Annotated in this window: 27 protein-coding genes, 1 tRNA gene and 1 pseudogene; 4 read left to right on the top strand and 25 right to left on the bottom strand. The window is 68.3% G+C overall.

The window, feature by feature from the left end; genetic code table 11:
- A pseudogene (locus DLJ49_RS22565) lies at positions 1 to 126 on the top strand (IS5/IS1182 family transposase); the annotation flags it as partial.
- Between the two features lie 4 nt (positions 127 to 130).
- Here DLJ49_RS22565 and DLJ49_RS18660 read toward each other — a convergent pair.
- A complete protein-coding gene (locus DLJ49_RS18660; protein WP_147277346.1) occupies positions 131 to 1711 on the bottom strand; it encodes a hypothetical protein in 1581 nt (526 codons plus the stop codon).
- Between the two features lie 295 nt (positions 1712 to 2006).
- Here DLJ49_RS18660 and DLJ49_RS18665 point away from each other — a divergent pair, with 295 nt between their 5' ends.
- Positions 2007 to 3317, top strand: coding sequence for an ATPase (locus DLJ49_RS18665; protein WP_115395048.1), 1311 nt, complete (start codon positions 2007 to 2009; stop codon positions 3315 to 3317).
- A gap of 152 nt (positions 3318 to 3469) precedes the next feature.
- Here the strand turns inward: DLJ49_RS18665 and DLJ49_RS18670 are convergent, their stop codons facing one another.
- The gene (locus DLJ49_RS18670) at positions 3470 to 3889 is read right to left on the bottom strand and encodes a SufE family protein (RefSeq protein ID WP_115395049.1); all 420 of its coding nucleotides are present in this window, start codon (positions 3887 to 3889) and stop codon (positions 3470 to 3472) included.
- Positions 3890 to 4066: 177 nt separating this feature from the next.
- Here DLJ49_RS18670 and DLJ49_RS18675 point away from each other — a divergent pair, with 177 nt between their 5' ends.
- Positions 4067 to 4540, top strand: coding sequence for a hypothetical protein (locus tag DLJ49_RS18675; protein ID WP_147277347.1), 474 nt, complete (start codon positions 4067 to 4069; stop codon positions 4538 to 4540).
- 83 nt (positions 4541 to 4623) lie between these two features.
- Here DLJ49_RS18675 and rnd read toward each other — a convergent pair whose 3' ends face one another.
- The 3 genes from rnd to purM all read right to left on the bottom strand — a co-directional run bounded on the left by rnd (position 4624) and on the right by purM (position 7533).
- A complete protein-coding gene (gene rnd, locus DLJ49_RS18680) occupies positions 4624 to 5781 on the bottom strand; it encodes a ribonuclease D (protein ID WP_115395051.1) in 1158 nt (385 codons plus the stop codon).
- Between the two features lie 73 nt (positions 5782 to 5854).
- A complete protein-coding gene (gene purN, locus DLJ49_RS18685) occupies positions 5855 to 6448 on the bottom strand; it encodes a phosphoribosylglycinamide formyltransferase (protein WP_115395052.1) in 594 nt (197 codons plus the stop codon).
- Positions 6449 to 6459: 11 nt separating this feature from the next.
- Positions 6460 to 7533, bottom strand: a complete 1074-nt coding sequence (gene purM / locus DLJ49_RS18690; protein ID WP_115395053.1) for a phosphoribosylformylglycinamidine cyclo-ligase — start codon at positions 7531 to 7533, stop codon at positions 6460 to 6462.
- Between the two features lie 128 nt (positions 7534 to 7661).
- Between purM and DLJ49_RS18695 the strand changes: the two genes are divergently transcribed.
- A tRNA-Ile gene (locus DLJ49_RS18695) sits at positions 7662 to 7738 on the top strand.
- Positions 7739 to 7760: 22 nt separating this feature from the next.
- Here DLJ49_RS18695 and DLJ49_RS18700 read toward each other — a convergent pair.
- From DLJ49_RS18700 to DLJ49_RS18785, 20 genes are all read right to left on the bottom strand, one after another.
- Entirely contained in the window at positions 7761 to 8885 is a 1125-nt protein-coding gene (locus DLJ49_RS18700; RefSeq protein WP_147277348.1) for a tyrosine-type recombinase/integrase, read from the bottom strand.
- Entirely contained in the window at positions 8875 to 9075 is a 201-nt protein-coding gene (locus DLJ49_RS18705; RefSeq protein ID WP_115395055.1) for a hypothetical protein, read from the bottom strand. The genes DLJ49_RS18700 and DLJ49_RS18705 overlap by 11 nt, the downstream gene beginning before the upstream one ends.
- A 69-nt stretch (positions 9076 to 9144) precedes the next feature.
- Positions 9145 to 9705 (bottom strand): hypothetical protein, encoded by a 561-nt coding sequence (locus DLJ49_RS21495; protein ID WP_147277349.1) that lies wholly within the window; start codon positions 9703 to 9705, stop codon positions 9145 to 9147.
- Between the two features lie 65 nt (positions 9706 to 9770).
- Positions 9771 to 10187: a hypothetical protein gene (locus DLJ49_RS18715; RefSeq protein WP_115395057.1), complete on the bottom strand. Its 417-nt coding sequence runs from the start codon at positions 10185 to 10187 to the stop codon at positions 9771 to 9773.
- 372 nt (positions 10188 to 10559) lie between these two features.
- Positions 10560 to 10700, bottom strand: coding sequence for a hypothetical protein (locus tag DLJ49_RS21895; protein ID WP_158547511.1), 141 nt, complete (start codon positions 10698 to 10700; stop codon positions 10560 to 10562).
- Positions 10697 to 11116: a hypothetical protein gene (locus DLJ49_RS18725; protein WP_115395059.1), complete on the bottom strand. Its 420-nt coding sequence runs from the start codon at positions 11114 to 11116 to the stop codon at positions 10697 to 10699. The genes DLJ49_RS21895 and DLJ49_RS18725 overlap by 4 nt, the downstream gene beginning before the upstream one ends.
- Positions 11116 to 11562, bottom strand: a complete 447-nt coding sequence (locus DLJ49_RS18730) for a hypothetical protein (protein WP_115395060.1) — start codon at positions 11560 to 11562, stop codon at positions 11116 to 11118. The genes DLJ49_RS18725 and DLJ49_RS18730 overlap by 1 nt, the downstream gene beginning before the upstream one ends.
- On the bottom strand, positions 11559 to 12170 hold the full coding sequence (locus tag DLJ49_RS18735; RefSeq protein ID WP_115395061.1) for a glycoside hydrolase family 19 protein: 612 nt from the start codon (positions 12168 to 12170) through the stop codon (positions 11559 to 11561). Before DLJ49_RS18735 ends, DLJ49_RS18730 begins: the two co-directional genes overlap by 4 nt.
- A 67-nt stretch (positions 12171 to 12237) precedes the next feature.
- Complete coding sequence (locus DLJ49_RS18740; protein WP_115395062.1) at positions 12238 to 14754, bottom strand: hypothetical protein; 2517 nt, start codon at positions 14752 to 14754, stop codon at positions 12238 to 12240.
- A complete protein-coding gene (locus DLJ49_RS18745; protein ID WP_115395063.1) occupies positions 14751 to 16400 on the bottom strand; it encodes a hypothetical protein in 1650 nt (549 codons plus the stop codon). The genes DLJ49_RS18740 and DLJ49_RS18745 overlap by 4 nt, the downstream gene beginning before the upstream one ends.
- Positions 16401 to 16403: 3 nt before the next feature.
- Positions 16404 to 16853 carry a ComEA family DNA-binding protein gene (locus DLJ49_RS18750; protein ID WP_199533440.1) on the bottom strand — a complete coding sequence of 150 codons (450 nt, stop codon included), beginning with the start codon at positions 16851 to 16853 and terminating at the stop codon, positions 16404 to 16406.
- 63 nt (positions 16854 to 16916) lie between these two features.
- Positions 16917 to 18227, bottom strand: a complete 1311-nt coding sequence (locus DLJ49_RS21500) for a glycine-rich domain-containing protein (RefSeq protein WP_147277350.1) — start codon at positions 18225 to 18227, stop codon at positions 16917 to 16919.
- Positions 18227 to 20329, bottom strand: coding sequence for a hypothetical protein (locus tag DLJ49_RS18755; protein ID WP_115395065.1), 2103 nt, complete (start codon positions 20327 to 20329; stop codon positions 18227 to 18229). Before DLJ49_RS18755 ends, DLJ49_RS21500 begins: the two co-directional genes overlap by 1 nt.
- Positions 20322 to 20486, bottom strand: coding sequence for a hypothetical protein (locus tag DLJ49_RS21900; protein WP_158547512.1), 165 nt, complete (start codon positions 20484 to 20486; stop codon positions 20322 to 20324). The genes DLJ49_RS18755 and DLJ49_RS21900 overlap by 8 nt, the downstream gene beginning before the upstream one ends.
- Before the next feature lie 11 nt (positions 20487 to 20497).
- On the bottom strand, positions 20498 to 20923 hold the full coding sequence (locus DLJ49_RS18760; protein WP_115395066.1) for a hypothetical protein: 426 nt from the start codon (positions 20921 to 20923) through the stop codon (positions 20498 to 20500).
- A gap of 115 nt (positions 20924 to 21038) precedes the next feature.
- Positions 21039 to 21797, bottom strand: a complete 759-nt coding sequence (locus DLJ49_RS18765) for a phage tail tube protein (RefSeq protein WP_115395067.1) — start codon at positions 21795 to 21797, stop codon at positions 21039 to 21041.
- A 48-nt stretch (positions 21798 to 21845) separates the two neighbouring features.
- Complete coding sequence (locus tag DLJ49_RS18770; RefSeq protein ID WP_115395068.1) at positions 21846 to 22268, bottom strand: hypothetical protein; 423 nt, start codon at positions 22266 to 22268, stop codon at positions 21846 to 21848.
- An 8-nt stretch (positions 22269 to 22276) separates the two neighbouring features.
- On the bottom strand, positions 22277 to 22768 hold the full coding sequence (locus tag DLJ49_RS18775; protein WP_115395069.1) for a hypothetical protein: 492 nt from the start codon (positions 22766 to 22768) through the stop codon (positions 22277 to 22279).
- Positions 22768 to 23349 carry a head-tail joining protein gene (locus DLJ49_RS18780; RefSeq protein ID WP_115395070.1) on the bottom strand — a complete coding sequence of 194 codons (582 nt, stop codon included), beginning with the start codon at positions 23347 to 23349 and terminating at the stop codon, positions 22768 to 22770. Before DLJ49_RS18780 ends, DLJ49_RS18775 begins: the two co-directional genes overlap by 1 nt.
- Before the next feature lie 70 nt (positions 23350 to 23419).
- Positions 23420 to 23638, bottom strand: coding sequence for a major capsid protein (locus tag DLJ49_RS18785; RefSeq protein ID WP_115395071.1), 219 nt, complete (start codon positions 23636 to 23638; stop codon positions 23420 to 23422).
- Positions 23639 to 23728: the final 90 nt, after the last annotated feature.

Below are 23728 nucleotides of genomic sequence, written 5' to 3' on the forward strand. Positions count from 1 at the left end.
TTCAACAAGCTCAAGCATTTCCGAAAGATCGCGACCCGCTACGAGAAGTCGGCCACCAACTACCTCGCCGCGGTCCTGATTGCCTGCTCCAGGCTCTGGGCCAGGCATTATGAGTCCGCATCCTAGCTCCTCAGCCGCGCACGATCTCGAGCACGATGGCGTGCCGCCCGCGGAAGGCCTCGCGCACGCGCGTTCCCGACGCGGCGAGGGCGTCGATCACTTCCTTTCGGGCCGCCGTCCGCAGCGGGCAGAGCGGCACGACCACGATCTCGGCCGAGGCCAGCCCGGGCAGGCCGCCGTAATACCACGGCGCCCCGCCCTCGAGCCTCCCGAGATCGCCCATCAGCCAGATCGGCTGGATCTGGTCTGCGAGAAGGGCGGCGCGTCCGGCGAACCCCGCCGCCGCCACCTCGTCGGCCATCGTCGCGAGCACGCGCGTGCCGCCGGCTACCATCTGGCACGCCGGCAATTCGGTGCCCCAGAAGGTCGGAGCGACGTCAGGGGCGAAGCGGGGCGACGGCTCGCGCTGGAGAACGGTCTCCTGCCGCTCCGTCTTCACGCGCAGGTCGGCATGGACAGGGCGTCCCGTCAGTAAGGGCACGCTCGTTTCCGGCGCGACGCGCTCGAGGCGCGAGATGCTGCTCGCCAGGTTGACCGTGGATGGCAGCGCGAGCGCGCCCGCCACGAGCGCCACGGAGAGGTAGGCCTGCGCGCCCCGATCCAGGGGCCGAAGCGCGAGCAGTGCCACGGCAAGAAGCGGCAGCCACTGCGGGTCGTTGCCGAAGTTCTGCCAGGTGATCAGCACCAGTCCAGGCGCGGCCGCGAGCAGGATCAGCCCTTCCGTCTCGCGCCCCGTGCGCCGCAGCACCACCACCGCGCCGAGCAGCGTCAGCGTCGCGGCCAGATGCGTTGGCGCGCCGAGGATACCGGCAAGCCGGAGGCCGGGCCGGGGGCGCGTCTCCGACGCGGCCACCGCCGCAAGGTCGCCGAGATAGGCCGGCCAGAAGCCCGGGCCCGCGAGGGCCGTCACGACGCCCGCCACGCCGAGACCGGTCGCAGCTGCCCAGCCCAGCGCCCGTCCCTGCCGGCGCAGCACGAGGGCCAGCAGCGCGACGGGGGCGACGGCCGCGAAATAGGTGATCTTGATCAGCGCCAGCGCTCCGAGCCCGGCCCCGATCATCGCACCGTCGAGGCGCGGCGCCGACCTGTCTGCCGGGACCAGCAGCGCCGCGAGCAGGATCCACGCGATTGCCCACGCCCACCGGTTGTAATGCATCGATACCGATACGTCGGTGTCCGCTCCGCCGTAGACCAGCGCCATGCACAGCGTGATCGCAAGCGCGCCGAAGCCGAGGGCGAGCCGGCCGCCGCCGAGGCGGGTGACACCCACCCACCAGAGCGCCGGCAAAAGGGCCGCGGCGATGGCCGCCTGCGACAGAAGGAACGCGTGGCCGACGCCCGCCCCGGCCGAGACGAAGCCCGCGATCGGTGCCATGGCGCCCACGCCGATCGGGGTCATGAAGTCGAGATGCGGCCACTCGCCCTCGGCCATGCGCAGCACGATCGCCGCCATGTGGAGCGCGTCGCCCTCGTGCATGTCGATGGTGAGGCCGCCCATCGACAGCGTCACGACCGCGAGGGCCGCCCAGATCGCGAGGAGCCCTGCCGCGAGGGCGGCGGGCCCCGACAGGGCCGTACCCGCGATGCCCATCCCGGCGCCTTCGCCGCTGCCGGGGCCCATGGCTGTCCGCGCCTGCCCGGCCACTGCGCCGAGCAGGCCGTCCGGCCTGTCCCTCCCCTGCGCGGCGGTCCGCGCGGCCGTCTTCCCTGCGGCGTGCGCCGCGGATCCCTGCCCGAAGATCATCGCCCCATTGTCCTTCTTTTGGCCATAATGGCCGGTCACACCGGCACTTGCCGACGCTGGCGGGAAGTCGTGGCGATTTCCGGGCACGGTCGGCACAAAGGCAAGGAAACGGCGACAAGCGAACCAGAGAGGCACCGGTCCGATGAACATGACCGTCAGCAACGTGATGGCGCCGCCCGCCCCGAAGCGGCTGGAAGAGATGCGCCTGCCGCTGGTGATGATGCGCGACATCGTTCTCAAGACGATGTTCCGAAAGAACGTCGATCTCGTCACGGACCTCGCGCGGGCGATCTGCCTGCCTGTCCCCGTGACGCAGGAGCTGGTCGATCTGGGCCGCACCCAGAAGCTGATCGAGGCGACCGGCACGCTGCACGCCAACGCGGCCGGCGAGATGGGCTACCAGCTCACCGATTCGGGCAAGGCCCGCGCGCTCGACGCGCTCTCGCAGTCGGAATATTACGGCGCGATGCCGGTGCCGCTGCCGGTCTATGCCGAGCAGGTCGAGCGCCAGTCGATCCGCAACATCCAGATCACGCGCGACCAGCTCACCGGCGCGATGGGGCACCTGATCCTGCCCGACGAGCTGCTCGACCATCTCGGGCCGGCGGTCAGCGCGGGCCGCTCCATCCTGATGTACGGCCCCCCCGGCAACGGCAAGTCGTCGATCTCGAACGGCATCCGCGACGCGATGGGCGACAAGATCTACATTCCCCGCGCCATCGAGTACGCGGGCCAGGTGATCACCGTCTACGACCCGATCGTGCATACAGCCGCCGAGGAGCAGGAGGACGACCCCACCTGCCTGCGCAGGACCTCCGGGCGCTACGATACCCGCTACGTGTATTGCGAGCGGCCGACGGTCATCACCGGGGGGGAGCTGACGCTCAACATGCTCGACCTCGTCTACAACCCCACCGCGCGCACCTACCAGGCGCCGCTGCAGCTGAAGTCGACGGGCGGCATCTTCATCGTCGACGACCTCGGCCGCCAGACCGAGCCGCCGCAGTCGCTCGTCAACCGATGGATCGTTCCGCTGGAGGAGAGCCGCGACATCCTCGCGCTGCAATCGGGCGAGAAGTTCGAGGTGCCGTTCGATACGCTGGTGATCTTCTCCACCAACTTCCACCCCAACGAGATCTTCGACCGCGCGGCGCTGCGGCGGATCTTCTTCAAGATCAAGGTGGACGGGCCGAACCAGGAGGACTTTCTCAAGATCTTCGCCATGGTCGCCAAGAAGAAGGGCGTGCCGCTAGACCAGGATGCGCTGGTGCACCTGCTCAAGGTGAAATACGCCGAGATCGGGCACGAATACGCCAACTATCAGCCGGTCTTCCTGATCGACCAGATCAAGGCGGTCTGCGAGTTCGAGGGCATCCCCTACCAGATGAGCCCCGAACTGATCGACCGCGCCTGGGCGAACATGTTCGTCAAGCAGGAGAAGATCGTGCACTGAGGCCGATCCGACCCGCGCGTGCCCCCGGCTTGCGCGCGGCGGCAAGGGCGGCGCCATGCGTATTTGCAACAGAAAGAAGCCGCAGGAGCGGCGCTGGGATCGGCGCTGCGAGCCGGTCCCTCGTCTGGCCCACGAGGCCGCCAGGCGCGGCCTCAGGCGCGGGCGGCGATCTCCTGGATGCGGGCGACCATCGCCTTGAGGCCGTTGGAGCGCTGGGAGGAGAGATGGTCGTGCAGCGACAGGCGGGCGAGTTCGGCCTGGGCGTCGACATCGCGCGCCTCCGCCACGGTGAGACCGTTGTAGAGGGTCTGCAGCACCGCGATCAGCCCCTTGACGATCATCGCGTCGCTCTCGCCGCGGAACTTCAGGGTGGCGGCCGTGCCCTCCCCCTCGATCTCGGGCACCAGCCAGACCTGGCTCGCGCAGCCCTCGACCTTGGTCGCCGGCACGCGCTCGGCCTCGTCGAGCGGGGGCAGGGCGCGGCCCATGTCGATCACGTGGCGATAGCGCTCCTCCCAGTCGTCGAGGAAGGCGAAGGTATCGACGAGCTCTTCGAAGTCGGGCCGGGCCATGAGTCCTCTCTGTCGGTCGGGCGCCAGAGGTAGCGGGAGCGCGCCGCGCGGTCCAGTCCCCGGAGCGCCCCGGGGCCGCGACGGTGCCGCCCGCCCTGCCGCACCTCGTGCCCGTCGGCCTTTTCAAGCGGGCAGGGCTGCGCTAGCACCCGAGGGTAAGGGCAGCACGGGGGTGACATGCGCGGATCGGTTCTGGCGGCTATGGCCGCGCTCGTGTTCCTCGCGTCCTGCGGGACGCGCCTCAACCCGTTCAACTGGTTCGGGGGCTCGACCTCCGAGCCGGTCGCGGCCACGACGCAGGACGAGGTCGAACCGGTCGATCCCCGCCCGCTGGTCGACCAGGTCGTCGCGATGCAGGTCGATCGGGTGCCGGGGGGCGCGCTGGTCACCGCCATCGGCCTGCCGACCGTGCAGGGCTTTCACGGCGCCGAGCTTTTGCCTACCGAGACGGGCATCGACGACCGGCCCGTGGCGGAGGACGGGGTGCTGACCTTCCGTTTCGTCGCCGTGCCGCCGCCCGGTCGGCGGCCCTCCGGCACGCCTGCCTCGCGCGAGATCAGCGCAGGCGTGTTCCTGACGGATCAGGCGCTCGCGGCGGTACGCAGCATCACCGTCGTCGGCGCCCGCAACCAGCGCAGCGCCCGTCGCTGAGGGCTGCCCGTCGCCTCGGGCGCCGCGGCCCGAAGGGCCGCAAGAATTTTCCTTCAAAATTCTTCACGCCCGGAGCGGCGCTCTCAGACCGGCACCACCCTGACCTCGGTGCCCTGTGCGGTCAGGGCGATCTCGCCGGCGCAGAGGCGCAGCGCGTCGGCGCCGAAGACCTCGTGGCGCCAGCCGCGCAGGGCGGCCGCGTCGCGCTCGCCCGCGGCGATGGCATCGAGATCGGCGGCCGAGGCGATCAGCTTCTGCGCCACCTCCGCCTGCTCGGCCTTGGCCTTGAGCAGCACGCGCAGGAGGTCGGCCAGCGCCGGGTTCACCTGCAGCCGGTCGCGCCGGTCGTCGACTTCGGGCCAGTCCTCGCGCGGGGCGGCCAGCCCGTCGGCCACCGCCTGCAGGATGCCCTCGGCGATCGGCCCCTTCCGCGCCTCGCGCAGCAGGAGCCGCGAGCGGCCCAGATCGGCGAGGCTCGCGGGCTTGGTCGAGGCGAGCTCAAGCAGCGCGTCGTCCTTGAACACGCGGTTGCGGGGCACGTTGCGCTCCTGTGCGTAGGTCTCCCGGAAGCGGGCCAGCTCGCGCACGGTGGCCAGGAAGCGCCCCGAATTGGTGCGCGTCTTGACCCGTCGCCATGCCTGTTCGGGCTCGATCACGTAGGTGGCGGGGTCGGTCAGAACGTCGAGCTCTTCCTCGACCCAGCCGCGGCGGCCGGAGCGGTCGAGCTCTGCGGCGAGGTGCTCGTAGACCACCCGCAGATGCGTCACGTCGGCCAGCGCGTAGGCCTTCTGCGCGTCCGTCAGCGGCCGGCGCGACCAGTCGGTGAAGCGCGAGGTCTTGTCGACCGCACCCTTGGCGATCTTTCGCACGAGCGTCTCGTAGCCCACCTGCTCGCCGAAGCCGCAGACCATCGCCGCGACCTGCGTGTCGAACAGCGGCTCGGGCAGCACGCCGCCCTCGTGGTGGAAGATCTCGAGATCCTGCCGCGCGGCGTGGAAGACCTTCACCGTGCCGGTCTCGCCCATCAGGTCGAACAGCGGCTGCAGCGACATCTCCTCGCCGCCCACGATCGGGTCGACCAGCACCGCCTCGCCGTCGCCGGGCAGGGCCATCTGCACGAGGCACAGCTTCGACCAGTAGGTGCGTTCGCGCAGGAACTCGGTGTCGATCGTCACGTAAGGGCCGGCTGCGGCCTGGCGGCAGAACTCGGCGAGGTCGTCGGTCGTGGTGATGGTTCGCATCTGCGGGGCGCGGCTCCCTCGGGGTATTCCTGCCGGTCGGGCCGTCGTAGCAGGCGCGCGCGGGGAAGGGAACCTAGGGCATCAGCAGCGGCGCCTGCTCGCCCCGCAGCACGCGCAGGAGCACGGCGGGGTAGAGCCGGTGCTCGGCCGCCTGAACGCGGGCGGCGAGGCTTGCGGGGGTGTCGCCCGGCTCGACCGGCACGCGCGCCTGCCCGAGGATGGGGCCGTCGTCGAGCGCGGGCGTCACGAGGTGGACGGTGCAGCCGTGCTCCGCGTGTCCATCCGCGAGGGCGCGGGCATGGGTGTCGAGCCCCTTGAGCGCGGGCAGCAGCGAGGGGTGGACATTGAGGAGGCGCCCCCCCCAACGGGACACGAACCCTGCCGTCAGGATGCGCATGAAGCCCGCGAGGCAGATCACGTCGGGCGCGAACGGCGCCAGCGCCGCGTCGAGCGCGGCCTCGAAGGCGGCGCGGTCGCGGCCGAAGGGCCTGTGGTCGACGGCGAGGGCGGGAACGCCCAGCGCCCTGGCCCGCGCGAGCCCGCCCGCCGCCGGCTCGTTCGAGACCACGACGACCGCGTCGCCCGGGCTGTCCTCCGCCTTCAGCGCCTCCACCAGGCGCACCATGTTCGAGCCCGTGCCCGAGATGAGGATGGCGACACGGCGCATGCGCCCGCGCCTCAGCGGAGAGTGCCGGTATAGGTCACGCCAGGCCCCGGCGCGACGCGGCCGAGCGCGGTGACCTGCTCGCCCGCATCCATCAGGAGCGCGGCCAGCGCCTCGGCCCGGTCGGGCGCGACGATCAGGACCATGCCGATCCCGGCGTTGAACGTGCGCAGGAGCTCGGCGCGGTCGAGCCGCCCCGCCTCGGCCAGCCAGCCGAAGACAGGCGGCAGCGCCCACGCGCCGAGATCGATCTCGCAGCCGAGGCCCTCGGGCAGAACGCGCGGCAGGTTCTCGGTGAGGCCGCCGCCGGTGACGTGGGCCACCGCATGCACGCCCCCCGCCCGGATCGCGGGCAGGACCGAGGCGGTGTAGAGCCGGGTCGGCGTCAGCAGCTCCTCGCCCAGCGCGTGCGCGCCGAAGGGGGCGGGGTCGTCCCAGCCGAGGCCCGCCGCCTCGACGATGCGGCGCACCAGCGAGAAGCCGTTGGAATGGACACCGTCTGAGGCGAGGCCGAGCGCGACATCGCCCTCGGCGACGCCGGCGGGCAGGGCCGCGCCCCGCTCCATCGCGCCCACGGCGAAGCCGGCGAGGTCGAAATCGCCCGCCGCGTAGAGGCCCGGCATCTCGGCCGTCTCGCCGCCGAGCAGGGCGCATCCCGCGAGCGCGCAGGCGGCCGCCACGCCCTCGATCACCTCGGCCGCCGCGTCGACGTCGAGCCGGCCGGTGGCGAAGTAGTCCAGGAAGAAGAGCGGCTCGGCCCCCTGGCAGATCAGGTCGTTGACGCACATCGCCACGAGGTCCTGCCCCAGCCCGTGCAGCCGGCCCGTCTCGATGGCGATGCGCAGCTTGGTGCCGACCCCGTCGGTCGCGGCGACGAGGATCGGGTCGGAGAAGCCGGCCGCGCGCACATCGAACAGGCCGCCGAAGCCGCCGAGCCCCGACATCGTGCCGGGCCGGTCGGTGGCGCGGGCGGCGGGAGCGATGCGGCGCACCAGCGCGTCGCCCGCTTGGATGTCGACGCCGGCCCCGGCGTAGGTCATCCCGGCGGTCGGGGCAGCGCCGCTGTCGGTCTCGTGCTCGTCGTGCATCCTGCCTCACCGGGCTGGGGAAGGCGCGCCGCGCAGGCCGCCGGTCGTGGCGGCTTATCCCAGCCGCGGCAGCGCAGCAACGCGGCGGCTTGACCGGGGCGCGCGGGGCAGGGTAGCGCAGACTGGGAGGGCCTGTAGCTCAATTGGTCAGAGCAGAGCGCTCATAACGCTTTGGTTGGGGGTTCGAGTCCCTCCGGGCCTACCATATTCGCAAAACACCCTTGATTTCATTGACTTTTATTGGAGATGTGGACCACGCTGGAGTCGTCGTGGTCCACCTTCTCAAGGTTCAGGCTGTCGAGTCGAGCGATGCCAGCGGCGGCGAGGCGGGCGCGCTCGGCGCTCCTGGTGTAGATCTCGCTCGTTTTCGCTTCCGTGTGAGCCATCACGGCCATGACCTCGTATTGATTTGCTCCGGCGGCGACCAGGAGTGCGGCAGCGCCCTTCCGGACGCCGTGCTGCGTCCTGCCCTTCGGGAGCTTTGCAGAGGCCGTCCATTTCTGGATACGGTTGCGGAGGGCTTCCGGGGAGCGAAACGGCTTCCCGGACTCTGTGCGGATAAAGGGTCCACCCTTCGTGCCTGGGTGCCGCTCCAACTCTTCGCGTGTCCACCCCAGCAGCGGCACCGACACGGGCGCCGAGCCTCGCTTTTCGGGCTGGTAGAAGAGGATGCCCTCATTGAGATGCTGCCACCCGAGACCTGGGACGTCCCCGATCCTGGGCAGGACATTTAGCGACAGCATGAGCCAGAGCCGAGCCGTCGTGCCGGGGCGGTGGTGTGCAACGAAGCGCCGGAAGTCGTCGACGCTCCACGCCACAGCCCCGCCTCCTGACCGGTGCTCGCGCCGGACGGCCCGAACAGGGTCCGCGCTGGCTACCAGGTCGCGCTCGACGCCGAAGGCATACGCCGCGCGAAGCGCTTTGACGAGATTGTGCCCAGCGCCGGAGGGGAACGCATCGCGCATGTGCAGGAACGCCGCCGTCGGCATGTCTGCATCCAAGCTGCCCATCCGGTCGCCCTCGGGGTCCGTCACTTCCAGGGCGCGCGTAAGGAGCGACCTGTGCCCTTTCAGCGTCAGAGGGGAGGCTTGGCCGCGCTCCACCTTCGCGGCGAGATGGTCGAGGTAGCGCTCAACCAGAGCGTCGAGCGAGCGGGGCGTGGCGGTCTTCGGCTTGACGGTCTGGATCTGATCGCCAGCGCGAGCGGCCCAGTAGTGCTCGTGGAAGCCGGGCTCGCCCGGCCCCATCGGGATGCGGATTTTCCTGTTCGGCTGGCCCTCGACCCGGACCCGCCACCGGGTGCTCCCGGCGGCGGTCTTGTCTTTCAGTAGTCCAGGGAACTTATGCCGCACGGCGGTCCTCGCCCCACTTCTTCGGTCCGGTCTTCTGGCTCGGGACGTTAGCAGGAGCGGGCGTGTCTGCAATCTGGACGCGGAGCGATCCGTCGGGCGCGATGACGACCTCACCCGGCGTCAATCCGGCGGCCTGGATGGCTTGAATAGCGTTCTGGATGCGGGACTTGGAAGGGGTGGCAGCGGGCATGTCGGTCTCCTCGGTGAGAAAAAGGCCGAGGAAGATGGGCTACCCCTCCGAACCCCGTAGTCGGGGCTTTCATGTGAAAGCCGCGTCCGCGTCCGACCGATCGCGGGCGGCCTGGGCGCGGGCGGTGCGGAGGGCCTGGGCGTAGCCGGCCTCGCCGTAGGCCTCGAGGAGCTGGTCATACGCGATCGGCGCGGCAAGCCATCCGCCCGCCGCACCCGCCCAGGAGAACCACACGGCGCCCGACCACTCTCCGGCCTCCGGATCCACACGCTCCGGCGGCTGACACACCCCGATCTTGCCGAAGAGAAGACGCTCCCCGTCGCCCGCATAATCGTAGCGCAGATCCAGGATTGGCTCATGCCCGGCGATATACGATTTGTGCTTGCGTTGCATTGTTGTGATCGCCGCAGCCTGTTTCTTCGACCCGCTTTTCTGCCAGTGTGAAAAGCCGATCCGGCCAACGCCCGGCTCCGCTTCCAGCCAGATCGTTTCGTTGAGAGGAACCCACTCGAAACCCAGACTTTCCGCAACCTTTTGAGGCATCACATCCGCCCAAGCTGGCCCTTTCATTTCTTTTCGAAGCCGTGGCCGCGCGTCGTGATTTCCTTCGCAGAAAACAAGTCGCGGCATGTAGCATCGCTCTTTGTGTCCCGCTTTCCGGTGCCTCTTATTTGCCTCTTCGATCGGACGCAGCATCATCTGCAGGGCTTGCTTAACAGGCTGCTGAAGAACGTTCTGGATAGCGCTCGCTCGTCGAGCAAACCGATCCCCGGCACGGCGGTCGGCCACCAGCTCGACGAGAGATCGTGAAAAATCGCCCGATTTTCGAGCGTGTCTCCGGGGCGAGAGTTTTTCAGCAGCCTGTTAAATGCCATGCAGTCTCCCCAAGCGCGATCGCCGTCGATCACTTCGATGTCTTTTCGGCAGAAGAAAAAGTCGCCCACGTCTCCCATAAGGACGAGGACATCCGGTTTTCTATCGAGCGCGAGGCGCCCAATTGCGATAAATCGGTCCATCGTGTCATGCGTTTCATTCTGAAACACGTGCGGGTCAGCAACGCCGAGAATTGAGGGGGCCTGCGAAAAAATCGGGAGTGCGCGGGGGTGCAGCATGTCAGGGCCCCTCCTGTGCTCCGGTGAGCGTGGCGTTCAAGGTCCGCAGAGAGTCGAGGGCGTGGCTGGTCGCGAGGCAGACCGCGGCGACGATGAAGAAGGCAGCCAGGGCCTTATCCATCGGCGGACTCGCGCTCGATGAATTCGCGCACGGCACGGAGCTTGTCCCGGCAGTCAGCCCCTGCGGACTCGAGGCGCACGAGGTATTCCGCCACGGCGCGCTGCGTTTCCGCGTCAGGCACTGCCGGCGCGTCGGCGCACTCGAGAAGAAGCCTGGGCGGGGAGACGAGCACGCGCTCAGGCGGGAGCCGGATGACCTCGGGGTCCGGGCGCGCGCATGCAGCCAAGGCCAGGGCGAGGAGGGCAACCGTCTTACGCACGGTGTGCCTCGACGCATTCCACGCCGTCCCATTGCGCGAAAAAGCGGCAGGCCTGGACCCACAACTGGTCAGGCATTTCCGCAGGCTTCGACATGACAGACAGGTGTGCGGTGAGAACCAGGACCAGCGTCATTCCTCACCTCCGCGCAGTGCATCGAGGGTGTCGCGCAGGACCGGGGCGATCGGTCCGTCATCTTCCGGAGGCGCGGCCTGGATCCTCTCCAGAAGCTCCTGGGCGCGTTGGGCGCGGGCGCGCTCTTCCTCGACCGCTTGGCGCACCGCTTCGATCTCGCGGGCGTGCGTCCGGCGCTCTGCCTCGAGGGTCTTTTCGAGTCCGTCGGCCCTGGCCTCCTGTGCCTCGGCCCGATCGGCCGCGGTGTCTGCCGCCGCGCGCGCGTCTTCGAGCTGGTCGTGCTGCCACGAGAAAGCCCACGCCGCAGCCGCGACGATCCCCGCTTGCAGCAGGAGGTATCTGTTCGAGGGCTTCCAGAAGAAACGCGCTACTGGCCCGAACACCGCGCCACCCAGCTTCAGAGCCGCGACCCACATCACACACCCCCTCCGGGCCCGCGCCGGTTGAAGATCGCGTCGATGATACGCCGCATGATGTTCGGGGCTTCGGTCACGCCCGCGTCGGTCGCGTCAATGACAATCAGGACAAGAGCGCGGGACGCCATGCCTGCCAGCGCCATCGCGACCTGGGGAGGCCAGCCGGGCAGGAGGTGAGGCGATGCCTGCCCCGCGAGGGTGCCGAAAAACGCTGCGGCCACGAGCGTGAACCACCATGCGAAGCGCTCATGCTCCGGGTGCTGCTTGCGTCGGACGTGCGCGACGAGAGCGCCGCCCCCGATCGCGAGGAGGATCCCGCCCAGGAATTCCACGCCGCTGATGGAAAGCCCAAGGCCGGTCGCGATGAGCGCAAGCCAATCGCGGGACACATCCCCTGCCACCTGGCCGGCCGTGCGGCGGGCGGCGTCTGTTCCCGCCTCTTTCACGACGCGGCCTCGATCGCCTCGAGGAACCGCCCGTGGTAGCCAGCGATCGTCTCCGCTTTGTCGAGGATATTGACCGTCCGGCGCGCCTCGACAGGATCGCCGGCGTCCAGGTAATGCCGGACGCCGTGGCCGTGCGCATTCCACCGGCCATCGAGGAGGCCGCGCCACAGGACTCTCGCGGAGATCTCGGGATTCAGCATTGCGTCGGGGTTGCGCACGAGGTCCCGGCCCGCGTCTTCGGACGAGTCCCGGTAGTTCTCACGCCATGTCAGCTGGACGTGGCCCCTGCCGTAATAGACGTGCCCGAACGGGGGCTGCGGCCGCGCATATCGCGCGACCGCAGAATGCGCGCCGCGCCGACGGGCGAGGCGGGCCACCCGCCGCCTCGCCTCTCGGTCGGTCCGTGCGAAGCCCTCGCGGACCGGGACCATCCTGGATCCCGTCTCGTGGTAGGCGGTGGCGAGCCCGTAGGCGAGGGTATCGGGCAGGCCGTCGCTGTGAGTCGCGAAGGCGTTCAGCAGACCTTCAATGCCATTCACTTGCGCTTGCGTCAGTCGGCCCCAGAAAAGGGATTCCCGGATACTGTCATAGAAAATTGCGCGGTTCATTAGGGCCCTCCCGCTTTGAATAGGAGATGTGGCCCGGCGCGTTTCCCCGCGCTCTATCGCGCGGGGATCACTTCATTTCTTGGATATCCAGGATCGGCTCTGTCAGCGGAATAGACACGAGCCAATCGTTTCCGGCTTCCGCATGAAAGAGATCTCGGGACTCATCGGCCCACCCGATTTTTCGTCCACTGTCTGTCGCGAGGGCGCGCCGGTCGGGCGCTGTGGCAGACACGGGCATTGCGCCGATGGCTGTCCACGTCACCAGGTCGGTGGAGACCTGCCCAGCGCCGTCCGGCGCCGTCGCGCGCCACCGTTGCGCACGGGCGTCCCAGTAGAGCCATGTTCCGGCGGGGAGTGTCGCGGTCGCGGAGAAGCCGGCCGTCGGGTCGACGGTGCCGACCTGGCCGTTGCTCAGCATGACCGCCGGGGCCGGGTGCGCGAAAACCTGGGCGGCCCCGGTTAGGGCGTGGGTCGCGAATGCCTGTCCGCCGTCGGTTGAGACTGCGACCTGGGTCGCGTCGGCAAGGACGATCGTGTCACCGTGAGCCGCGGCGAGGGTGGCGGCGAAGGGTGAGGGGGCGAGGTATGCCGTGGTCGCGTCCGCGCGGGCGTGAATGCTTTCGCTTGTGCAGAGAAGGTGACGCCGGTTGACCAGGTCGCGCGCGACGGCGGTCACTTCTTCGGTGCGCGTCTCCACGATCGAGGCCGAGACCTCGTCCCAGAACACGGCCTCGGCGGACCCGCGAAGGATGACGGTGATCGGGGAGCCGACGGTGCGGGGGAAGGTCAGGGAAACAGGCGTCCACTGGTTGCTGGCCGTCACGGTATCGGTGACGGAGAAGCCGGAAGGATCGGTTCCGAGGGTGTAGGGGTAGAAGGGGTCGTCGTCTTGTGATGAGCCTTCGCGGCCGGTTAGCAAGATCTGGCTGCTGGTCGACTCCTCGCGGTTGTAAGGCAGGCCCCACCCCGCCGGGATGCGGACGGTCACGGTCTCGCCCGGGCGGGCGCCGTTCGTGAGCGTGATGTCGACTTGCTGTGCCGTCGCTCTCGCGTCGAAGTCGATGTAGACGAGCCTGTTTCGCGCCGTGCTGGCGCTCGACGTGTTGCCGTAATTGCCGCTCACCGCCCCTTGCCACGAACCCTGACCTTCGGAGTCCGAGAACCGGATCTCGATGCTCTCGGTGACGGGTTTGTCGAGGTCCGTCCCGATCAGATCCTGCCACCGCACGCGCGCTTCGAAATACGTCAGCGCGCCGAGGTGCTGCACCGGTCCCTCGATGCTCCACGAGTCCAGGCTGTCAGAAACGCTGTAGGGAAACACAGACTGCTCGCGCATGGGCGGCAGCGTCTGCCCCGGCGCCGGTTGCCACGTCTGCCCGTCCCAGTCGCTCCTGACTTCAAGCTCCGCCGTCCCGCCGCTCAGCACGAAGGCCCAGCCGCGGACAGTCACGTCGCCTACGGCGACGTTCGGCAGCTCGACATCCTGCCGCACCTCGTAATCCGGCGTCGCTGCGTTGAAGTCGGGCCCGAGCATCCACCTACCCTCGCGCGGCTGCGGCACGGTTATGTCGGTGGGGAGCGGGGCATTTTCTGATGCGACGGTCCACATCGCCAGATTGCCCAGCTCGAAGCCCCCGTTCAGGAGAGGCAGTTCCGTCTCGATCTGCTCGGTAAAGGAAAGCTGCTCCCAAGTCGCGAAATCGAAGGTCTCCCATGCAGCGCCGAGGCTGTCGCGGACAACGACTCCCTGCCCTCGAAGCGCAGACATGCCTGCCGCACTGGCTGGCCCAGGATAGACCCGCCACGTGTGCCCGATATTGCCCGAAACAGACACGGCCGCGTCGTGAAGAGCGACAAGAGTCCCGGTCGCCCCAGGCGCGCCGGGGACTTCATCCGGCGGCTGGACCGGGGTCATTGGGTCGCCGTTGTCCGGGTTCGTGTAGTCGTGGTCTGTGTCGCCGCCCGGCGGCGCACCGTCGTCGCTGGGGTCGTCCGGCTCGGGAGCCGGTTCAGTCGGGTCCGGGGCCGGGTTCAGCGGGTCCGCCGAGACGACCTCCGTGTGGGTTGCGAACGCCCACCATTCCCCGGTTCTTTCGTTGTAACGAAGGGTCACGCGGTCGGAGGTCCCGGACGGCCGCGGATTCGCGGGCTGCCCAGCGCCGCCCCAGACGATATTGACCGGCCAGGTCACGGTGACATCAGCCGCGTAGTAGACGACGACCTCCACGTCAGCCTCCCGGCGCCGGACCAGTCCGGAGGGGTGGATCTGCGAAGCGGGAACCGCCGGCGTCTTTGCCAGGGCGATCGTCAGATCTCCCGTGGCACGGATCATCCAGCGGGATGAGCGACCGGGGTCGATCGCGCCGTCATCCTGGCGGTAGATCGCCGTGCGCAGCAGGGCCGTATGCTCATCCTGGTGCCGGATGACCTGCCCGGCTTCGACGACATGCGGCTCGCGCGTTGCGTATGCTGCACCACCCCGGATCTCGAGGCCGGAAGGCTTTTCTGCCTCCGGCGGCGCGTCGGCCGCATGGCCCGTGTTGGGAGCCGGGGCGTCGGCGAGGATCTTGCGCTCGAGGCTCATACCAGAACCACCTGCTGGGGGATGCTCACTTCACCGGAGATAGGCACCGCCACGGTCTGCTCGAAATCCGCCGCCGGAGCGGGCTGCGGCTCGATGCGCACGACCGTTTCCGGCACCTCGGACCCTGAGTTGTATGCCGGGAGCTGCTGCTCTGCGGTGTTCTCGACGGTGACAGCGACCCGCGAAGAGGCGACCGGCGTTGCGCCGGTGGGTTCGCCCACCGTCACCGTGGAGCCCGTGCCGGTTCCGGCCGCGCAGGCGATCGTGACGGTCGCGTAGCGGCGGCCTTGGACCCAATTCAGCGAGTATTCGACAACCCGTCCGGTCGCGCTTCCCCCGATCAGATTCGGGTCTTCTATCGTGGCCTGGGCATCGTGCGTGAGCGCGTCCAGATCCGGCATGGCGCACTCGCACGAGACGAGGACAGACCGGGCCGCAAAGCGCAGGCGCGCCCGGAGCCGCTCGACCGCGTGCGCGAGGGCGGCTTGACCGCGGGCGGTCTTGAAGAAGGATCCAATCCGACGCGAAGAGATGTAGGCCGACTCCCCGATCGCGCGCCAGTCCGCCGGGTCGAGGGATTGACCAGAAAAGTGGTCCCGGCGGGCCTCGAGGACCCTGCCGCCGTCGATGACCTGGTCGCCCTGGGCGTAGGCCGCTTCCGGCGACCACGCCGGGGCGTTGGCGCGTTCCGCGATGTCGCGCAGGCGGATCGTCTCGGACTCTTCCGCGTCGGATCGGACGACGGGCTGGATACCTGCGGTGAGCGTGACCGTCGCGGTCTCACGGCGCTTCACCTCGAAGCGGTGGTCGAGGTCCAGTTCCGCTTCATAGACGCGCCGTTCCGCCGGGCGCGGATCGTTCTGCCCGAGGTCGGTGCTCGCGAGATCCCAGGCGGGGTCGATTGCCAGGACGCCGAGCGGGTAGTCGGATGTAAGCGCTTCGCGCTCGTCTTCCCGTTCAGTCAGAGAAGACCGGGACACCCGGTAGCCCGACCCAAGAGAAGCGCCCTCGCTGGGCCAGTCGGACTCCAGCCCGCGCCAGGTCAGCGTCTCGATGCGGCCGAGGCGGCTTCCGAGGCGGTGCTGGACGAGGTTCTGCTGCTTCCACTGCACCTCGAGCGTCATTCTCGCGGACGCCGGCGCCGGGTCGTCGGCTTCGACATCGAGGGTGCCCTGCAGGGGGGTGATGGTGAGGCTCTGGGCGCCACCCAGCGGGTCGACGGCGGTGAGCTGGTTGGTCGTCCGGCTCCACGCTGGAACGAGGCCATGGCCGGACAGGACCTCGGCGAGGTCGTCCTCTTCGGAGAAAAGCGGGTCCCATCCCGGCGGGGTTTTCAGGCTCTCCGCAAGAGCGGCCTTCTGCGCCTCCGCGTCATCGGGCCGGGCCAGGGCTTCGACGCGATAAACCGCCTCTACCGTGCCGCGCGGCGCGACGGCGACCTCGCCGTGGAAAAGGTGGCGACCATCCTCGGATATGTGCAACCACCGCCCGTCGATTGCGGCGCGAGGGTTGCGCAGGAGAAGGTCCGCGCGGGCGTAGCCCGTCTCCGCTTGGTCGATCGAGAGTTCGAGGACGTCCAGGTCCACGCGGCTGTGGGAGGCTGCGTCGAAGGGCTCGGGGGTGGATGTAAGGGCGAAGTAGAGCATGGGTTATCCGGCGAAGGCGGGCCAGGTTTCGGTGGTATCCGACGAGATGCCGTCCACGCGCGCGGCGAGGTCGGCGAGATCTGCGAACGGGCCTCCGGCGGTGCGCTCCGAGACAATCGCGGCGGCGAGTGTCGGGCCGATGCCTTCGAGCTCATCGAGGGCTGTTTCGTCGGCGGCGTTGACGTCGAGGTTCCACGCGATCGCCCCTTCGGGGAGCGTCCAGCCCGTGCCCGCGGGCTGGGGCGGGGGAGACCAGGTTCCGCTGGCTTCGAGGGTCCAGCCGGGGCCGGGCTTCGGGGGCGCGAAGACGTCGAGGTCGGGGTCGTATAGATCGCCGATGCCGGCGAATTTCCCGCGGATGCTGGCATTGTAAGACGTCTGCACCCAGGTCCCGACGAGCCCGAGGTCGTCGCGCAGGAACGCCTCGCCGCGGTGCTCCTGGTCGTCGGGCACGGCGACAACGCGGAGGACGCGGGATGTGGAGTCAAGTTCTGCGAAGTATGCCATGTCAGTGCCTCACGCGATGCGGTAGCGGATGATGACGCGGCCGGAGCCGCCGTTGGCGCCGGGGATACCTCCGCCACCGCCGCCTCCAGTGTTCTGTTGACCGGGGTTCCCGGCGCCGCTTGACACTCCTGCACCGCCGCCGTGCGAAGAAGCGCCGCCCGGATCCCCGAAAGCTCCACCGCCGCCCGCAAGCTCCAGCTCTCCGGATGCGGTCGGAAAAGAGACACCACCACCACCGTCTCCGCCAGGGCCGCCGGACGGCTGTGGAGCTCCTACGGGCGCAGTTCCAAGTCCTCCCGGCGCTTCCGCTCCGCCGCCACCGCCCGCGGCCCCATATCCGGTGACACGCTCGACATCGCCGCCCGGATTTCCGCGGTAGGCCTCCCCAGTCCCTGGAGGGCCGGAAAGACCATCGTATGGACGGTGACATGCACCCCCACCGGAACCGCCGTCAGACTGGACAGTGGAAGGGTCAGTCGACGACCCCACACCACCGCCGCCGCCTTGGGGCGAGATTCCGAAAAAGGAGGATGGCGAACCACGGCGACCATGTCTGTCGGCGTGCGACGCATTTCCACCGCCCGATCCAGGGCCACCGACAACAACCGAATGCGAGCCCACAGGGATCCTGACAGTTCCGCGGAACGTGCCCCCGGCGCCACCGCCCCCTCCACCAAGCCCGCTGCCGCCGCCGCCGGAATTGACGAAGAACTCAATCTCACCCGCGGCAGAAACGACAAAAGCGTCACTCGACGTGAAGTCATGCTCCCGCCACTTGCGCCCCTCGTCATCGGTATAGTCCGTCACCGTCCCGCCGGTCGCCTCGACGAGCTCGTCGGGAAGGGGGGGCACGTCATCGAAGACCGCATCGATCTCCTCGAACGACAGCGACCACCCGGACGACCGACCCCTGAATTCGGTCTCTTGCAGGGAGTTCCGCGTCAGACGGACAGACAGACGAGGCCGGTATTCGACATACCCGCCGACGGTGCGCACGGTGCCTTCCACGGCCTCACGCGACGGCGCAGTGCCCGGCTCACGGAGCACCGTCGGCAGCTCGACCGCGAACTGCATCCCCGGCCAGAGATTCAGCACCCCCGGCAGCTGGACGTTGCCAGAACAGGAGAGCGTCAAGGCGTATTTCCGGAAGCGGTTGTCGCCCAGGTCGACCAAGTTCCCGTTCACATCGCGCGCCAGCTGCGCCGCCTCAGAAATCGGAGACAGGTCGACGTCGACATACGTCGCCGAGTTGTCCGGGAAGGGAATCTCCTCGCCCGAAGGCTGGCGGATCAGGCGCAGATATGTCTCCGGGATGCTCATCAATACCTCCGACGCATGAAGGACGGCGACCGGATGCTCTTCGTCGTCGCGCGCCGGCGCATGTCGCGCGTAAGGCGTTCGGCCGTGTCGAGATCGAAGGTGCCCTCATAGACGCCGTCGGGACCCTGGATCGGAAGGACCACTGTGCCTCCTTGCCGGGGCCCGGCTTCCACCAGTGCCGCAGGGATCGCGCCGAATGCCGGGGGCATGACCATTGCGTTGACCGCGGACAGGAAGTCCTCGCCCCAGAAATTGGTCGCCCGCGCCGTGATGACGCTCTCGCCGCGCGACAGGCGCGCCAGGATGCTGTCGGATGTGCCGGTGCCGGGGCCGTCGATGCCTATGACGCCGGCGGCAAAGCCAGGCAGCTGCGGCAGAGGGTTCTGGCCACGGGCCGCGTCGAGAAGACCCAGCGCCGGACCCAGAGGCGTCAATACCTTCGCGACCTCCTTCGCATAGCCCAGCGCCTTCCGAAGCGGCTCCGTGACCGCGCTGGAAAAGGCCTCTTTCACATCATCCGCGGCACCCTTGAAGAATGCGACGATCTCGTCCCACCACTTGTAGATCGCCGCACCGGCCGCGATGACGCCAGCGGCGATGAGCGTGGGAATGAGACCGATCGTGCCGATGATACCCGCGACCCCTGCCGCGAGAACTTTGATGCCCGCGACAATGGCGCCGCCAGCACCCAGCTTCGCGGCGATCGCCCCGACCGAGCCAGCAATCGCGATGAAGGCGGTCACCAGCGGGCCGATGGCGCCGCCGATGATCAGCGCACCGGCGGCGATCTTTCCCCAGCGCGGGCCGAGTTGCTCGAGGCGGCGCAGGATCTCGGTGATGGCCGGAATGACGATGTCGACAAGCACACGCCCCAGGACTTGCGCGAAATCCACAAGCTGGATGAGCCATGCGTTCTGCACATCGCCCCGGCGGCCCTCGATCAGCGCGACGAAATCCTCGACGACAGAAAGAACGCGCTCAGCCATGACGCCCGCGAACTCCACCAGCGCGTTGCGGTTCTCGACAACCACGGCGGTCACCTGCTCGAAAGCGTCCGCGAAAGCGTCATAGAAGGGACGGGAAGCCTGTCGACGCACGGCCTCGACAGAGCGGAAAAGGCTGTCGAGATTGTCGTTGAACCGGATCGCGGACCGCCCCACGCCCTCGTCAAGTTCGACACCCAATTCGGCGGCGAGATCCTTGTATTGACGGATGCCGTCCACGCCGACGTTTATGAGCGTGGCCATCTCGGGACCGGTTCTCCGACCGAAAAGCTCGCCTGCGACCGTAAGTTTTTCGTATTCGGAGTCCATGCCCTGCAGGAGCGCGATCGCCTCCTCGAAGAGCGTAGCCTGGCTCTTGAGTTCCCCGTTTGCGTTGCGCGTCTCAAGACCGAAGGACCGAACCATTTCCTCGTCCCTCTCGATGGCTTCACGGAGCTTCCGGAAAGCCTTCGAAAGCTGCTCGGTCGAGAGGTCGGCCTGCTCCGCGGCGAGGCTGTATCCGGTCAGGAGTTCCAGCGCGACACCGGTGCGCTCCGACAGCTTGAAGAGCGCGTCGTCAGCCTCTGCGGCGGATTGGATGGAGCGGAAAGCGAGACCGCCCGCAACACCTGCACCGGCGAGAGCCGCGCCCCCGAGCCGGGCCGCTCCGGCGCCGATTGAGCGGAGCCGCGCGGAGAAACGGTTCAAACGGTCTTCGGCGCGGCGCAGGGGGTCCAGCCAACCGCGCTCGACGCTCGTTGCAGTCAGGCGCGACCACCGCTCCGTCTTCTGCGCGAGACGCTCCTGCGCCCGAATGACGTCGCCCTCGGTCGCCCGGCCTTCCTTTGCCGCCTGCTTGACCGTCTCGACGGCGGCCTCGAGTTGTTCGATCTGAGCTTTCGCGGCGGACTCGGAGGTTATTCCGAGGCGCCGCATGGCCTTGTCAGCGTCCTGCGTGTCTTCTTTCACGCCTTCGCCAACCCCGGAGAGCTTGTCCTGCGCGTCAGCCGCCTGGCGGGACGCGGACTCGAGGCCCTCTTCCAGGCCGACAACCGACTTCAGCGCGTCACGGGTGTCCGCGTCGAAGAGAAGTCGCAGGATTTTCGAGCCCTTAGCCACCGAGTGCCTTTCTCAGCTTGTTGTCCGCGTTCTTGTCCGCATGCTGGGCCGCGCGGCTGATCGTGTAGTCCTCCAAGAGCCGCCTCTTGTGCCGTTTGTCGGCGAGGCGCAGCTCGGCGAATGCTTGTCGCGGCGTGAGGTCCAGCGGGTCCTCCACGCCGTTGTCCCTCAGGAAGTCGAGGGCGGCTGCCCAGGCGTCGAGGAGGGCGTCGAGTCCAGGCCGAGGGCCTCCGCCCAGCGCTCTCCCTCGGCCATGAGGTTTCCCAGGCGGTCCGCAGGCAGCGAGAGGTCGAGAACGGCGGCCACGATCTCCGCCTCATCGGCCGCCGAAAGCGCGGCCTGCGCCGCCGTGCCCGGCTCGGATCGGGTCGCGGCGTCCAGAATGTCGTCCAGGGCGTCGGGACCTGCGGAAAGGACCGCCTCGCGGATCGCGCCGACGCGCTCGTCACGGGGCATGGAGCGCAGGCGCTGCGCGATGCTCGTGTGTCGCGCCACGATCTCCAGGATGCGACGGACGCGGAGAGGATGGACCTCCACCGTTCCGCCGGGCATATCCAGCGTTCGCGACTGGGGGACGAGGTCGAGAAGGCTCATGTCTGTGTGTCTCCTGCCATTTCAGAGGAAATGTGGCCCGGCGGCGCGGGCCGCGCTGCACAGAAAGAAAAGGGCCGCCCGAAGGCGGCCCAGGACAGGGACAGACAGGAAAGGATCAGGCAGGCGGGAGGTGAATGACCCGGCCAAAGGGATGCTGGTCGTCGGCCAGATTGCGGAGCGCCTTTCCTTCAAGCTCCAGGGATTGGAAGTCCGAGCCCTGCTCTGTGAAGGAAATGGCGCCGGACGGGCGCAGCTGGACGAGGACATCCTCGACGACGGTCTGAGGCCCTTCGTTCGTGGGGATGAGCGTCAGAAAGACCTCGGTGCCCTGAACGCGCTGCAGCAGCGAAAGGGTCGTCATGTTGGCCGTCGCGTCGACGCTGCCGGTGTCACAAGTTCCGGTGACGGAAGGCAGGTCGACGAGCCAGCGGATATAGCCGGGCGTGGACTCGAGCCGGTAGTGCTGTCCCTCGACGAGGGTGTTGGCCTGATCGTCCTGAAGGGAGAGGTTCGACACATTCCGACCGGAGAGTCGTGTGATCTGGCCGGCCACGATGTTGGACTCCGAGATCGAGATGCCGGTTTCGCCGGTCTGCGTCAGATCGGCTTCCTCTGCCATCAGTGCCATGGCGAGGTTGCGCGCCGTCAGCTCGTCCAGGACGAGAGACACCGTCGCTCCCACGGTGCGCGACCGCGTCTTGATGAGCGCGTTAACTCCCGAGTTGTTGTTCTCCAGCTCGGCCTCTTCGACCTCCGGCGTGTAAGTGAAGGTCCGGACCAGACCGAAGCTCGAGGGGCGCGTTTCGCTGGGCTTGCGGCCATAGAGGTAGCCGGTCAGGACGGTGGCGTTGTCGCCGTTCGGAAGAAAGCTCATGGGGCGGCTCCTGGATGTCTGTCAAAGGGGAGATGTGGCCCCGGCGCGTCAGTCGCGCCGGTCGAAGGTCAAGGCGAGGTCGATGAAAAAGCCCGAGACGTTCGGGTGCTGGCTTGGGCTGGTCATATTCCGCTCGATCGCGGGGAGCGTCCCGTGCGAGAGCATTTCCAGAACCGGCGACTGGAAGAACGCGGCGCGGAAATTCGACCACATTTGAACGTTGGTGGTGCGCAGAGCGGCCGGATCCGATCCGGCGTTGTAGAACTCCACCTGGGGGAGCATCATCCAGCGCCTTCCGACCGTTTCGGGCCGCGCGCCCTCCGGGGGATCGAGTTGCTCCTCGCCTGTGCGGACGACGAAACGCGGGCACTCGGAGTCGTCAACCGGCTGCACGCGGTCGAGATCGACGGGCACGCCGAGGCCTTCGCAGATCGAAACGATCTCTTGGAGGATCTGTTCAGAACGGTCCATTATGCACCTCAGATGTCGATCGGCTCTTCGGCGATCGCCTTCACGTAGTCGTCGAAGAAGGGCTCGGCCTGATTGAAGAAACGGCGCCCTGCGGAAACGCGATCGACCCGCACTTCCGTCTTGTAGACGCCGAGAAGACGGGGTCGCCCGCCGCGCCGGGTGGCGAGAAGATAGTCGCCGCGGCGAGCCGGCTTCTCGCCGGGCTGGAGGGGCTCGCCCGTGCGAACGAGAAGCTCGGGGCGATCTTGGGGACGGATCACGGCGCCGAACTCCCGAGCGTATGCCATCGGCGCGAGGTCCAGCAGCACGAGCGTGCCGTCTTTCCCGACGACATAGCGGACGCCGGCCTTCCGGCGCCGGGATGCTTTCCCGAGACGGCGCTTGCGCAGGCTCGTGAACTTGCGCCCGATCTTCTTGCCGACCTTCTTCTCGGCCTTTCGAACCGAGCGCTCGATGCTCTCCCCAAGGCGCAGGTCTTCCATGCCCTCGAAGCCCGCCATCACAGCACCACCCGGATGGTGTTTGCGCCGGTCCGCATCACCTTCACGACGGTTCGCGCCTCACCCCGGACGGTCAGCGTGTCTCCCACGGAGATACCCGGGTCATCCTGGACCGCGAGAAGGACCACCGTGCGCACGGTCTCGACAGGCACGCCGTATCCCTGGTCTTCGAAGTGGACGCCCTGGTTGTTCACGTGGGCCCCGATCGTATGGCCATGCCACTCGACCGGTTCCGTGTTCATCAGCCTGACGCCGCGCGAGAAGTCCCAGCGGTCTACGCCGGAGCCGCTCAGCCTGGTCAGGTCCAGTCGGAGCATGCCGGGGCTCTTCGCGTCCTGGATTCCGTCAACGCGGTATGTGCTGCCGTCCTGCTGGATCTCGCCACCGCGCTCGGGGGCGACATCTGCCGCGACAAAGGCCACCGCGTCGTGCGTGACCATCTCCATTTGACCCGCCATGCGAAGGGCCGCGTCCGCGTCTTCGATCTTGGCCCGCACGCTCACCGCGCCGCCCTCCGGCGCCGTGTATGTCGCCGGGCGGCCCAGGATGCGGGAGAAGTGGCGGGCGGTGTTGAGCTTCACGGGGCGCTCCTACGGAAAAGCCCCGCCCCGGTTGGGGGCGGGGCCTTGGTCAGGGGTCGGGTGGGCCGGATCAGATGTCCGCAGCGACCGTCGCGGAAATCCGCTGGATGGCCTCGGGACGCGTGCAGGCATCGACGGGGAACGCGGCGAGCTCGTATTCGATGCCCTTCCCGTGGTCCATCATCTCTGCAGAAGCGTAGCGCGCGAGTCCAGGGCCGTTGACGGCGTCCATGTAGTCGCCCGGCGTGTAGAGAGCTATGCCCGATTTTGGGTGACACGGCCTGATCAGGCGGCGCGGGTTTCGGTGTCACGTGCGGCGACGCCGTCGTTGAACGTGACGCCCTCGACGACCTTTGGCAACTGGTTCGCGCCCTTCAGG

It is taken from the genome of Rhodovulum sp. 12E13, assembly GCF_003340565.1.
In the GTDB taxonomy this organism is placed as follows: Bacteria; Pseudomonadota; Alphaproteobacteria; order Rhodobacterales; family Rhodobacteraceae; genus HLUCCA09.